At 56.3% G+C, this 13,515-nt stretch carries 12 protein-coding genes; 8 read left to right on the forward strand and 4 right to left on the reverse strand.

Translation table 11 applies throughout. The features are described from left to right. Window positions 1-137: 137 nt before the first annotated feature. The 8 genes from VSX77_RS08775 to VSX77_RS08810 all read left to right on the forward strand — a co-directional run bounded on the left by VSX77_RS08775 (window position 138) and on the right by VSX77_RS08810 (window position 9,371). Window positions 138-566, forward strand: coding sequence for a hypothetical protein (locus VSX77_RS08775; RefSeq protein WP_338424226.1), 429 nt, complete (start codon window positions 138-140; stop codon window positions 564-566). A gap of 163 nt (window positions 567-729) precedes the next feature. Next, on the forward strand, window positions 730-1,428 hold the full coding sequence (locus tag VSX77_RS08780; RefSeq protein ID WP_338424227.1) for a polysaccharide biosynthesis/export family protein: 699 nt from the start codon (window positions 730-732) through the stop codon (window positions 1,426-1,428). Between the two features lie 4 nt (window positions 1,429-1,432). After that, complete coding sequence (locus VSX77_RS08785) at window positions 1,433-3,637, forward strand: GumC family protein (protein ID WP_338424228.1); 2,205 nt, start codon at window positions 1,433-1,435, stop codon at window positions 3,635-3,637. Then, complete coding sequence (locus VSX77_RS08790) at window positions 3,603-4,835, forward strand: hypothetical protein (protein ID WP_338424229.1); 1,233 nt, start codon at window positions 3,603-3,605, stop codon at window positions 4,833-4,835. The genes VSX77_RS08785 and VSX77_RS08790 overlap by 35 nt, the downstream gene beginning before the upstream one ends. Then, window positions 4,832-6,331 (forward strand): sugar transferase, encoded by a 1,500-nt coding sequence (locus VSX77_RS08795; RefSeq protein ID WP_338424230.1) that lies wholly within the window; start codon window positions 4,832-4,834, stop codon window positions 6,329-6,331. Before VSX77_RS08790 ends, VSX77_RS08795 begins: the two co-directional genes overlap by 4 nt. A 17-nt stretch (window positions 6,332-6,348) precedes the next feature. After that, complete coding sequence (locus VSX77_RS08800; protein WP_338424231.1) at window positions 6,349-7,437, forward strand: glycosyltransferase; 1,089 nt, start codon at window positions 6,349-6,351, stop codon at window positions 7,435-7,437. A 32-nt stretch (window positions 7,438-7,469) separates the two neighbouring features. Further along, the gene (locus VSX77_RS08805) at window positions 7,470-8,576 is read left to right on the forward strand and encodes a hypothetical protein (protein WP_338424232.1); all 1,107 of its coding nucleotides are present in this window, start codon (window positions 7,470-7,472) and stop codon (window positions 8,574-8,576) included. Between the two features lie 114 nt (window positions 8,577-8,690). Then, entirely contained in the window at window positions 8,691-9,371 is a 681-nt protein-coding gene (locus VSX77_RS08810) for a class I SAM-dependent methyltransferase (RefSeq protein ID WP_338424233.1), read from the forward strand. Window positions 9,372-9,374: 3 nt separating this feature from the next. Here VSX77_RS08810 and VSX77_RS08815 read toward each other — a convergent pair whose 3' ends face one another. From VSX77_RS08815 to VSX77_RS08830, 4 genes are read right to left on the reverse strand one after another with little or no spacing between them, the layout of a single operon-like run. Beyond that, window positions 9,375-10,793, reverse strand: a complete 1,419-nt coding sequence (locus VSX77_RS08815) for an O-antigen ligase family protein (protein WP_338424234.1) — start codon at window positions 10,791-10,793, stop codon at window positions 9,375-9,377. 48 nt (window positions 10,794-10,841) lie between these two features. Further along, window positions 10,842-11,735, reverse strand: a complete 894-nt coding sequence (locus VSX77_RS08820) for an FkbM family methyltransferase (RefSeq protein ID WP_338424235.1) — start codon at window positions 11,733-11,735, stop codon at window positions 10,842-10,844. A 4-nt stretch (window positions 11,736-11,739) separates the two neighbouring features. After that, window positions 11,740-12,963 (reverse strand): HAD-IIIA family hydrolase, encoded by a 1,224-nt coding sequence (locus VSX77_RS08825; RefSeq protein WP_338424236.1) that lies wholly within the window; start codon window positions 12,961-12,963, stop codon window positions 11,740-11,742. Window positions 12,964-12,982: 19 nt separating this feature from the next. Then, window positions 12,983-13,483, reverse strand: a complete 501-nt coding sequence (locus VSX77_RS08830; RefSeq protein ID WP_338424237.1) for a D-sedoheptulose 7-phosphate isomerase — start codon at window positions 13,481-13,483, stop codon at window positions 12,983-12,985. Between the last annotated feature and the right edge of the window lie 32 nt (window positions 13,484-13,515).

Consider the following 13,515-nt stretch of genomic DNA (forward strand, 5'->3'; position numbering starts at 1 on the left):
TCATCGTCAAGATTTCCAGCGATTTCGAAGTCTCTGCGAAGATGATCGATGGAAAGTCGCTGCCGAAAATCAGGTAATCGGCTACAGCTCGATTGGGCACGTTCGATCTCGCGCTGGCTGATGGCTAGGTGGCGTCGATGCTGATCGCGCCTGAGGAGCCCGGTGTCGAAACGCTCCGCGTCCCCGTCCTGAAAGTATTCGACGGCGATGGATTTCTGAGCCGTATCTATCATCCGCCACGTGGCTCATCGATCGAAGTGACAATCCGTTTTGGCTTCATTGACGCGCCGGAGATGGATCAGCGCGGCGGTCCAGAGGCGCAGGCATTTCTCCAATCCCTCGACGGGCATGTAAAAGAACTGGTCGCCGCATATGAACGCGCCTGCGGTCACCCGATTCAGGTCGAGATCGTCGATCGACGCCCCGGCGACGTGGCAAGCAGCTATGCCGCGACCGCAAAGGCGGAGGCGCTGCTCGGCTGGCGGGCATCGCTCGATGTCGACGCGATGTGCGCATCGTCTTGGCTGTGGCAATCACAAAATCCGAACGGCTACGCGACGAGCTGAAACGAAAGCGAGATGAAATACCATTCTACCGCAATTTCGGTAGCTCGTGGGCAACAGTCTTTGCATCAAGCCACCGGCTCTTCTAGAGATTTTCGTTTGCAGCCGATGGACAAGTCACTAAGGGGCGATCATTGCCTCCTCGCCGTCAGAATGGGACAATTACATGATTCGTCGCGCGCCGATTGCGCTCGTTTGTTTGACTTTAGCTGCTTGTGCAGGTCCGAGATCAACTGCTCCTGCTGGCAATGCCGCCTATGCGATCATTCCGACACCGGTTGCCGGAGTACTGCCGGCCGAATATCGCATCGGACCGTCCGATGTGCTCAGCATGAAGGTCTTCCAAGAACCCGAACTGTCGAACGACCAGTTGCCGGTCGATGCGGCCGGAACGATCTATGTCCCCCTGATCGGCATGGTCGCTGCCGCCGGCAAGACGCGCGCCGAGTTGGCGGGCGAGATAGCGCAAAAGCTCGATCAGCGATTCCTGGTCAACCCGCAAGTGGCGATCAACGTCGTCACCGCGGTCACCCAACGCGTCACGGTTGATGGCGAGGTTCGAAAGCCCGGCGTTTTTCCGAAAGCGGGCCAACTCACGCTGTTGCAGGCAATCGCACTGGGGGAAGGAACCAGTGACGTCGCCAAGCTCAACCAGGTGATCGTTTTCCGGAATATCGGCGATCAGCGCCTCGTCGCCCGTTTCGATCTTGGCGCGATCCGAGCGGGCAATGCCCCCGATCCTGAGATACTGGGCAACGACATCGTGGTCGTCGGCGAATCCGCAGCCCGCCGCATCTACCGTGACGCAATAATGGTGCTCCCCGCTCTTGCCGGTGCCTTCGTCACCGTCACTGATGGAAGATAGTTCAATGAACAATAAAGCTCCATCGCCTGCAGGGAAGGCGTTCGACTCTTATCATGCTCAAGACATTCTAGATGATGATCAGCAAGGTGCCGAAGACGCGCGCCTGATCGATCTCCGCGAGATATGGGCGATCGTCTATCGCTCGCGCTTCTGGATTGCGACAATCATGGCCTCGGCCATCGTGTTGGGCATTATCGTAACACTATTGATGACACCGCGATATCGCGCTGATGCTGCGGTCCAAATCGATCAGGAAGCAATCAAGGTCCTCGGTACTGAGCAATCCGAATCATCCGCCTCTATCCAGGACGCCGAACGCTTTCTGAAAACGCAGGTCGATGTCATCAACAGCCGAGCCGTCGCGCGTGCTGTCGCCAATGAACTGCGTTTGTTCAATGGCGATCGCTTCCTCGAACAAATGCGCGACAGCCAAGAAGTTGAAGCCACCTCGTCCGTCTCGCTTGCCGATGCCAAGCGGGAGCGTGTGCTGACCGTCCTGCAGAAAAACCTTACCGTCGAACTGCCGCCGCAATCGCGTGTTGTCCGGATATTCTTCACGAGCCCCGATCCGGCACTGGCAGCGCGCGTCGCGAACAGTTACGCGGAGAATTTCATCCGGCTCAACTTGCGCCGCAAATTCGATAGCTCATCCTACGCTCGCGAATTCTTGCGCGAACAGCTCGACGAAGCGCAGCAGCGCCTAGCCCGTGCCGAACGAAGCGCGGTCCAATATGCGCGCGAGAAGAAGATCATCGACGCCAGCGCCGCTGCATCGACCAGCGATCGCCCCAGCGCCCCGCGATCGCTGACGACGGGCACTCTTGTTCAGTTAAACCAGCAGCAGGCCGAAGCTACGGCAAAGCGCATCCAGGCCGAACAGCGCTGGAATAGGGCTCGCGCGGTCAATTCGCTCAGCATTCCAGAGGTACTTGAAAACACGGCTGTGCAGGCTCTGCTCGCCGAAAAGGCACAGCTGAATGCTCAGCTAATGGAAGAAACGCAGCGGCGGCGTGACGATTATCCCACTGTCCGACAAGGGCGGGCGAGAATTATCGAGCTGGATCAGCAGATCGGCGCGATCGCGTCGAGCATCCGCTCGACGATCCGGACGGAATATGAGGTTGCCCGTACAAATGAACAGGCCCTCGGCAACCGCGTCGAACAGTTGAAGAGTTCGACATTCTCGGAACAGAGCGAAAGCATTCAATTGTCGATACTCCGTCGCGAAGCCGACACGTTTCGTCAGCAGTATGAATTCCTGCTTGCCCGGTTCAATCAGTTGAATGCGGAAGCGGGAGTGCAAGCAAACAACATATCGCTAATCGATCAGGCGGTAACGCCGATCAAACCGTCGTCGCCCAAGATTGTTTTGAACCTGTTTCTCGCCGCGATCTTGGGCGGGATCATCTCAACCATTTTCTGTTACGTCCGTCATACCGTATTCGACACTATCCGGACGCCCGACGATGTTGCGCGGAACTTGAACCTGCCTTTGTTGGGCGTGGTCCCCAAGCCCGAAAACCCGGAAAACCTCGCGAACGAGCTGCGCGATCCAAAGCAACCCATTTCGGAAGCTTTCAGCAGCCTGCGATCGACGCTTTCGATGATCTCCACCCATGGCTTGCCGAAGACGCTGGCATTTACTAGTACGACAGCGGCGGAAGGAAAGTCGACGGCCTGCTTTGCCACCGCGCTGTCGCTTGCGCGTACCGGCAAGCGCCTGCTGGTCATCGACCTCGACCTTCGGCGACCGAACCAACATAACCAGTATGGTATCAAAAATACCGAAGGCATGAGCGAACTTCTGTCGGGCAATCGCACATTTGCGGATGTCGTGCGCAAGACCAATGTCGAGCGGGTAGACATGATCACTGGCGGCGCCATTCCGCCGAACCCCACCGAACTGCTCGATCCCGGTTCAATCCGGGCGATGCTGGCCGCGCATTCAGCCGACTATGACGTAATCCTTGTCGATAGCGCGCCGGTTTTGGCGATCGCCGATGCAATCAGCGTGGGCAATTCTGTTGAAGCCGTGATCTACGTTATCGAGTCGAACAAGAATCTGCCCAAGACTATCCTCGCGGCTCTCAGCCGCCTGCGTGATGCTCACGCAAATGTCTCGGGTGTATTGTTGACCAAGTTCGATGCGTCATCGTCGGGCTATGGCAATTCGTATGAATCGACGTATCAATATGAATATGGGCATTAAGCCACTTGGAGAGCGGCCGCGATTGAACCCAGTCGGGGCCGCATTTGCGGCGGTCTCGGCGATCGTTTTCGTTGCGCTCGTTTTCCATGCTTACACAGCCGACAAGGAGGATGCGGCGATACTCAGCCTCGCACTGACACATTTTGCCGATGAAGCCGAAACGAAGAAGGCGGCGCCGCTAAGCCGGGCAAACCTGGCACTGATCGAAAGTAACGCGGCGGAACAGCCGTATCGGCAGGATCTGCTTTACCTTCTTTATCGTGACGCGGCAGCGAGAGGCGACAGCAGCAAGGCCGACCGTTATGCGACGCAGATGGCGAAGCTGGGCTGGAGAAACACCAACGCGCAGCGAAGCTTGATGATCAAGGCTGTGACAGCCCGGGACTATGTTGACCTGTTGAACCGCGCGGACGCGATGTTGCGACGCGATGTCTTGGCAGGCCAAGCGCTTCAGCTAGTTTTCCTTTTCGAATTGAACGCCGATGTTCGAGAACCGCTGGTGCATGCGTTGGAACGCAGGCCGCCCTGGCGAGCGGCGTTTTTCACTCAGGCGAGAACATTGCAGCTGCCGCAGTCCAGACTGGCAAGACTCGATACGATCAATCATCTCCTCGACGCGCGTTCAAAGGTAAGCCGCGAGGAGATCGCTCCGCTCGTTAACGCGTTCGAGGTCGCTCGCGAGGATCGCCGCGCGGAAGCTCTCTGGGTTCGCTTCGTCAAGCCAGGCGGCCGCTCCCCCGGATATGACCCGACGTTCGAGAAGCTGGCTAGAATGGACCAGGACCGAACCGACCTTATTATGCCATTCGAGTGGCGGCTTGGCCAGGGAACCGGATCCAATACTTACGTGGATTCAACGGGAGGTATCCGCGTCGAGTGGGATGGTCGCGGGGTTCCAAGCTTTTTGAGACAGAGATTGCGGCTTAAAGGAAAGCGTCCCGTTACCGTTGCAATCGCGTTGGGCTCGGACGTCATGACCGGGGCCGCCGCACTAGATTTGGCCCTGATCTGCAACGGTTCGGGCCAAATAATTCCGCTGGAGAACACGGATATTTCTGCGGATCAAGACCTGATCACATTCTCAAGCAGTGCCCCGATCAGCTGCGACCTCCCCGAACTGCGGATATCGGGCGCATTACGCGATACCGCTTCGCCCGTCGATTTCACCATTCGATCTGTTGAGGTGACTCAGCCATGACGCGCGATAGTGACATGATCAGCGCTAGAGATCGGGAGCCATCTGCGGACGCACACTTAGGCGGACTTGATGCTGGAAGCGTCAAATCAGCTCTATCGACGCATTTGGCCGTGCAGCTCGAGCCGTCGCTTGACGCTTCGCAACGTATGGCGGCGAGACGCAAGCGCGAGATGTCGCGCGCTTCCTTTCTCCTGCTGATCGCAATGGTCGACTACCTAGCGCTGATATCCGCGTTGGCATTTGCCGGAACCGTCCGGTTCGGAACCCCGTTCAACGCGATGATCGGAAATGCCCTGCTGTTCATTTCGCTTATCTATCCGGTCTGCGCGGGATATGGCGGGGCGTTTTCTCCGCAGGTATTATCGGATACCAGATCGTCCGTGGTTCGGGGCGTGCGGGCGGCGGTTCTCGCGAACATCTTGTTCATCATAGCCCTGTTCTGCTTCAAGGCTGGGATCGAATTTTCGCGCGTACTTATCGTCACTTCCATCGTCGCCAGCGCAGCATTCATCGCCGCCGGACGATTTGTCGCGAGCTGGCTGATCGTCCCCCGTGCGCGCCGACACCAAATGATGGACCTCGCCATCGTCGACGACAGCGCACCGCCCGAGCAATTGCCCGAAGGCATGGTTCACGTCATTGCCCATGATCTGGAGCTCTGGCCCGACGCAAGCGATCGCGTTCAGATCGACCGGCTCGTTTCGCTTTGCGCCGACTATGACATGGTGCGGGTCTATTGCCCCCCCGACAAGCGCGCGGCTTGGACGCATATGCTGCGCTGTCTGGATACGCGCAGCGAAATCCGCCTTTCGGATCTCGACGGCATACGTCCGCTGGAACTGATCCGTCATGGCGATCGGTGCCTCGCGTTAATTTCGCGCAAACCGCTGGAATGGCATCAGGCGCTTACCAAGCGCGTTCTCGATCTGGCCGTCGTGCTGATCGCGCTTCCGTTTCTGCTCCCGTTGATGGCGATCTTCGCCATCGCCATCAAAGTTGAGAGCCCGGGCCCGGTCCTGTTCCGTCAGGAGCGCATCGGACTGGGCAATCGGAGCTTCTGGATGCTGAAGTTCCGCTCGATGCGCCATGAGCTTAGCGACGGAAACGGCAATATGCTCACGGCACGGAATGACGCACGAGTCACGAAAGTAGGCGCGTTCATCCGGAAGACGAGCATCGACGAACTTCCGCAGATTTTTAACGTTCTTCGCGGCGATATGAGCATCGTCGGACCTCGCCCTCACGCTTATGGCGCGAAGGCCGGCAATCGGCTCTATTGGGAAGTCGACAGCAGCTATTGGCAGCGCCATATCGCAAAGCCAGGAATCACGGGGCTCGCACAAATACGCGGTTTCCGGGGCAACACTTTTGAAGAGAGCGACCTGCAAGACCGGCTCGATGCTGATCTTGAATATGTTTCGCAATGGTCGCTGGTTCGCGACATTGAAATCATGTTCGCGACCTTGCGCGTTCTGGTCCACGACCGCGCCTTCTGATCGGAAAGACGTCGAGCATGAAGGTTTTACACGTCGCCGAGACGACGATCGGTGGCATCGCTTCGCACTTGGCGGAAATATTGCCACTTCAGATCGAAGCGTTGGGCAAAGGCAATGTGGCATTGCTGATGCCGGAGAATGAACGCGAGCATATCGCACCATTCGACGGCCTGGCGCTCGAATATTTTCGGAGCGATGCACGCCGGCTGCGCTCGGCATGGACATTGTCGCGCGAAATGGTGCGATTTGGCGACACCTACCGCCCTGATGTCGTCCATGCCCACAGCAGCTTCGGGGGGCTCGCGGCGCGGCTGTTCGGCGGCGCGAAAGGGACGCCGACAATTTACTGCCCGCATGGTTGGTCGTTCACCCAAGACATATCGGAATGGAAGAAGCATATATATGGTTTGGTGGAGCGCGCGCAGCTCTATCAAACCAGCTTCGTCGTCAATGTCTCGCACTATGAGCGGAAGGTTGCGCTCGACTATGGGCTTCCCGACACGCTCAAGCTCGCGGTCATCGAAAACGGGATAGCTGCCTCTCCACCCGTATCGGAACAAGCGCAAATCGTGATTGATCCCGACAGGATCAATCTCGCTTTCATCGGCCGATCAGGACGACCGAAGGGCTTGGACATCCTCTTGGACGCAGCACGTCAACTGGAAGATGAGCCGATCGCTTTTCACCTCGTCGGACCCTCGCTTGAACACGATGCGCCAGTACTCGGCGACTTGCCAAAGAATGTGATCGTATATGGGTGGCAACCACGAGAGTTTGCGTTAGCAATGCTGGAGAAGGTTGACGCCTTGGTCATGCCATCGCGATGGGAAGGTCTGCCGATGGTCGGTATCGAGGCGATGCGCGCCTCTAAGCCGGTTATCGCCAGCAAACGCTCTGCCCTGCCCGAATTGGTCGAAGATATGGTAACGGGGCTTCTGGTCGATATCGATCAGCCCGGCTCATTGGCTTCCACATTGCGCGGACTATCCAAAACGCAGCTGCAGCGGATGGGGATCGCCGGGCGCAAAGTGTTCGAGCGTAAATATGTCGCTGAAAAGCAGATACGAAAGTTCTTGACCCTCTACGAACGATCGATGGCCGCATGATTTCGTCAACATTTAGCTCAAAGCCTAAAAAGGTGCGAAAGACGGCGCAGAGCCCCGAACAGAAATTTTTTTTATACGTGAAAAGAGCGAGACTTTTCGCGCTGGTGGTGATTTTTTTATTTTACCTTTCTATACTATATTTCGGCATTTCAACCATTATTCCATCTCAGGAGAATGATGCTGATACGATTGCGCGTATGGCAACATCGGGTAATGAGATTGACCAATTTGATGGTTATGCCGCCATGGCTTATATTTATGGCGTGACAAATGACGCCCTAAGATATTTTATGGTAATACTTATATCATTGGGATTTTTCCATAATTCCTTGAAATGGTGCCGTGGAATGATTTCCATATCGATAGCATCATTTCTCTGCTTATCTCCGATTCTTCTTTTTCTATGTCTATTTGTGAAGGATACTATGTACCTTCCGTTCATGATGGCTTGCCTTTTTGTTTTGACGTCGGTCCGCGGGACAGCGTTGTCGTCGATTTTATCAGCCGCTCTGATCATTATATACGCTTTAGTGTTCCGGCAATATTTCCTTATTGTCGCATCTGTCTTTCTGATCTTGGTGATCTTTAAGAAAGTGAATGTTCCGACCAAATTTATATTCGTGCTCTTGGTTCCCGTTATCGCCCTGATGATACCCAAGGAAGCTTATGTGCTTTTGCAGGAACAGCGTGATATCGTTAATTATCATCGCATCGGCTTTGCCGGGTCGGGTACGCGCACCGCTTTCCTGAACATCATGCGGCCGGACGGACTGTACAGTTTCGTCGTGAATTACGGCTACGCATTCGCGCGACTGAATTTTCCGATATTCTTCGGTGCGGCGGGGGCCAAAGAGACCTTTCTCATGATCAACGTGCTTGTGTACGGCGTCCTCGTGTGGATCGCGGTACGCAGTCGCGATCCTCGCATATGGCGCCCTGGCCTGCTTTTTCTGGCGCACGTTCTGACGCTGCTGCTCTTCGAGCCGGACTTGGGCTCCTATCTTCGGCACATCGGAACTTCGCTGCCGTTACTGGCACCGGCGCTGGGAACGATAGGCGCGGCGGCAGCGATCAAGGCGAAATCGGGCAAGACGGAGCGCGAGGTGCCGGCGCACCGAGTTCTCGCCGCTCGGCGATAACATTCCGCCCACATGTCCATCGACAGCCGATTAAATCGGCCGATCGTTTAGACAAAAGACGGGTTTGACGATGTTGCGACAATTATAGCAGATCAGAAATTTCACCCAGGAGCATTGGGGCCTTTCCTTAACCCATATTATTTCCTGCGGCGAGGCCTGCTGCGCGCGGTTCGAACGGAAGCGCCCGGCATGACCCGCACCGTCATCGATTTCGGCTGCGGATCCCAACCCTACCGCCGCTATTTTACAAATGTGTCATCCTATATCAGAATGGATATCGAGGTCAGCGGCCACGATCACGCCAGGCTGAACAGTCTTGTCGATGTCTATTACGATGGCGCGACTTGGCCGTTCGAAACTGGTTCGATCGATAATATTTTCTCTTCGGAAACCTTCGAGCATGTGTTCAACCTACCCGAGAATCTCGCCGAAATGCGGAGGGTGTTGAAGCCCGGTGGGAAGTTGCTCGCAACGATCCCCTTTGCATTCCCCGAACATGAGCAGCCATATGATTTTGCACGCTATACCGAATTCGGGATGCGTCATCTTCTGGAAAAGGCCGGCTTCGACCAAATCGAGATTCAGAAGTCGGGCACGTTCGTCACGGCGATTTCGCAGCTCTGGTCGACCTATATCTTCCAGAAGCTGGGGGCAAAGAACGCCGTGTTGAACCTTCTTGTCCAGATCGTTCTGGTGGCGCCGGGTACCATTTGGGGCGCGATCTTGAATGCACTGCTTCCGACCAGCCGTGACCTTTACTGCTCGCTGGTGATCAAGGCAAAGAAGCCCGGCTAGGCTTCAGGCTTCAGCATTATCGGCGATCTGTGTCGGCGCGCCTTCCTTCATGGCGCGATCTTCCCTCGTCGATCGAAACAATAAACCCAGCATCAGCGCAAGCGGAACGGCAATGGCCAGCCTGCGCATGGGATAATCGACGACCGAATGCCCGAGTGCGAGGACAATGAAGAGGATGGCAGGAACATAGGCAGATAACAGTCTCGCCTTCCAGATTTGCGGCGCCAGCTTCCAGGATTGCAACGCGATTAAGATCAGCAGTCCCAGAAGAAGAATGATCGCTGGATAGCCGCCTTCAATCAGCAACTCGAGATAATCGTTGTGCGCGTTGTTCACATATTGCGGCGAAACCATCGCGATTGGCTCGAGCGGATCATAGGCAAGGCGATAGGTCCCGAAACCGCTCCCCAGAGGCAGATAGGCTTGGGCGACGACCCAGCTCTGCTTCCATATCTGCCATCGGAGGTCGGCGGACACGCTGTCGAACCGCTGCATGACGGCGAACAGGCGTTCGCTGAACAGGATCGGCGAAGCCGCCAGAAGCAGAACGCCCCCCCCGGCCGCTATCCGCCATGGCGATTTTACCACTTTCGATGTGAAGCCGACCATTACCAAAGACGCCACGGCGCTGATCATACCCATGACCAACCCCGCACGCGACGTGGTGACGACAACGCCAACGAGCAGTAATATGATCCCGGCAATCGAAAAATATCGAGCATGGCGGCGCATCAGGCCGTGGCTGGTGGAAATCAGATAGGTCAGCAAGGGGATCATCGCCGACAGGTAAAGCGCCGCATGATTGCGATTGGCGAAGAAGCCGATGAGGTTTGCGCGATGCCCGCTCCCATGAAAATCGAAAATGCCGCCACCGGTCGCTACCTGGAACGAACCCACGAAGATGTTGAGAAAGGCAATCGCGCAAAGCGCCCAGAGCAAGAGCCGCATCTGGCGGCGGCCCAGTGAAAGCGCGCCGATAAATGCCACCATGAACACCGTCACGGCAAAAAAAGCGACCCAGGTCGAGGCTGGATCTATGCTAAACGGATAAAATCCCGCGCCCGGTGATACCACGTCCCGAACCGATGCGGCGATCGTTCGCCCGGGCAATTCGCGCCAAATCCCCGGTGGCAGTGGAATGAGCTGAACCAGCGGAGCAATCCAGATCGCCCCCAGCACGAGGGTGAAATATCGTGGAAGCTCAGGACGCTTTCCTAAGCTCCTTTCGTAGATAAGAACACCCAAGCAGACGGCGGCGGCAATGCTGATTATGATCAGGGGGATACCGGCTGCTACCGGCCCTCCGCCTAGCAGGCAGGCCGACATCAGCAAGGCGAACAAGGCACCGAACCGGACGCTCCGGATACTCTCTTCGCCGGCGCGTTCTTCCCGCGCTTGAGAACTATTGCTGAATTTCATCATGATCATGATTCCGGACCAAAGTTGCAATTGGCAAAACCCAAGGTCTGACTAGCCCGCCATTTCCGCAAAAACCGAAGAATCTCGGCTTAATACCACATCATGAATCTGCCCGTCGCGAAACATCGCAGGAGCCAGTTTCACCGACGAAGCGGCGCGATAGAAGTTTGTATTGTATTCATTCTCAATCAATCGTGATGAGAAGCCGGAATCGGCGAATGGCTTAAGAATCTCTTCGGCCCGACCGGCATTGTCGGGGCTGATTTCGATAAACAGGACGACGTCGTCGCGCAGCTTTTCCAGAAAGCCTACCATATTCCGGATCACTCGATCTTCAGCGCCTTCGACGTCGATCTTTATCAAACGGAGCTTTTCCAAAGGTACCTGTTCGGCGAGGTCAGCGAAAGTAATGCATTCGACGAGGTCGAAAAATTCGGTTTCAGCACCGATCAAAGACGAATTTCCCTGGAGATTGTCACCTCCGTAGTAAAATTTCGCGACTTCGCGTTTGTCCGAGATCGCATTCTCGAACACTGTGATGTTTCGACAGTCGTTGATCTCGATATGCTTATGCAGTTGAGGGAGAACGCGGCGTCCCGGCTCCACTGCGTAGACATGACCCTGTGGCCCTACCGACGTTGCGGCGAGCAGGCTATGATATCCAACGTTAGCGCCAATATCCAAAACGCTGTCGCCCGGGCGCAATATCCGCTTCCATGCGAGGCTTACCTGCGGTTCTAGCTCGCCAAAATAGTAAACGTGCCACTTCACGGCATCCAGACGGTCGGCGAAAATCTGAAAGCCATGTTTGGTATCGACCAAATGGCGTCCTCGGAAGAGCCCATACTCGGCGAGTCTGCGCATGGCGCGGGGATAAACATCCTTCAGAAAATTGGTCGGAAGCCTTCGAGCAAGCGAGCGCTCTATGTCGTTAATTGCAGTCATATGCCTACCTAAGGGAAAAAGGCGGGAAAGGCGGACATTGCCGCTCCAGCCATTGATTGAGGGGATCTCGTTCAGCGTAAAGGACTGCTCGTATCGATGCGCGTCGCGCTGCCTCGATGTCGCTCTCCTTGTCTCCCACAAGAAAGGATTGCCCAGCGTCGACCGGCCATCTCTCAAGTAGATCCAATATCATTCCTGGCCCGGGTTTGCGATCAGCGCAGAGCATCGAATAATCGGCCACGCTTCCTTCCGGGTGATGCGGGCAGTAACGGAATTCATCGACGTGTGCGCCCGCGCGGCGGAGCTCGGACTGCATATGCCGGTGCAGCACCTGAACGGACTGTTCGTCGTAATAGCCTTTCGCAACGCCGGCCTGGTTTGTCACGACGAACGCGAACCATCCCGCGTCGTTCACCGCTCTGATAGCGTCGATGGCGCCCGGCATCCATTCGAAACGATCGACGGACCCGACATGCCCATGATCCACGTTCAGCACACCGTCGCGATCGAAGAAAACGGCAGGTCTGCGGTAATGCTCGACAAAGTCGCTTCGAGCTTCCGTCAAGGTCGAGGGGATACCGATATCGATAAAATAGCCGTCGAAAGTCACATGGCCGACCCTCCGCGCATCGACCAACCGCGGAAGGACGTCGCGCTCCAGCGAACAGTCAGGCGTCAAATAGCCCAGTATCTCGCGAGACATCGCATAGACGCCGGCATTGATATATCCCTCGCCCGATCCAGCGTTCTTTTCGGCGAATGAGGTTACAAACTTCCCATCGACCGTGACCTGGCCATAGCGTTCGACATCGGGGACGCGCCGCAACGCGATCGCGACCTCGACATCTTCGCCCCGCAAGATATGCGACAAGCTCAGGTAGTTTCCATTCACCCAGCTATCGCCGTTCAGCAACAGGAAGCGATCATCCAGATGATCGCGCGCATGCCACAGAGCACCGCCTGTCCCCGCACGATCGGGCTCGACAGCCACGTTCATCGAAAGCCCGAACCGCGCGCGCAGCGGCGTGGAATTGCAATAATCGCTAACCTGATCAGCCTCGAACTGCGCCAAGAACAGGACATCGGTAATTCCATGGCGCGCAATGTCCTCGACCAAATAGTCGAGGAACGGCCTTCCCGAAACGGGAAGTAACGGCTTCGGCGTCTGCCTTGTTACATCACCAAGACGCGATCCAAGTCCGCCGACAAGAAATACTGCCTGCTTCATTCCCTATGAAATGATCGCGTCATGCCGGCTTGCTGAACAGCGTCTGTTCGACTGCTCCGCAGATGATGTGCGCCGCCACGATATGAATTTGCTGGATCAGCGGGGTATCCCCTGACGGAGCACGCAAGTGATAATCGCACAGCGGCCCCATATCGCGCGGATCTTCGCCACAGAAGGCAACAGTCGTCATCCCTATTGCCTTCGCTGCTTCCAACGCGGCGATGATGTTGCGCGAACGTCCCGAAGTCGAAATGCCGATGAAGACGTCGTTCGGCCGACCCAAACCTCTCACCTGCCTCTCGAACACGCGCTCATAACCATAATCGTTACCGATAGCGGTCAGAACTGAGGTATCGGTGGTGAGCGCGATCGCAGCGAGCGGTGCGCGGTCGAAATTCAGCCGCGACAGGAACTCGCCCGCGATATGCTGTGCGTCGCCGGCGCTTCCGCCATTTCCGGCGAGCAGCACCTTACCGCCCTCGCGCATCGCAGTGGAAATTATCGCCGCAATGTCGATCATGCTGTCGTGAAAGCTCCGATCCGATTGAGCCC

The sequence above is a fragment of the Sphingopyxis sp. TUF1 genome, from assembly GCF_036687315.1.
Lineage (GTDB): Bacteria > Pseudomonadota > Alphaproteobacteria > Sphingomonadales > Sphingomonadaceae > Sphingopyxis > Sphingopyxis kveilinensis.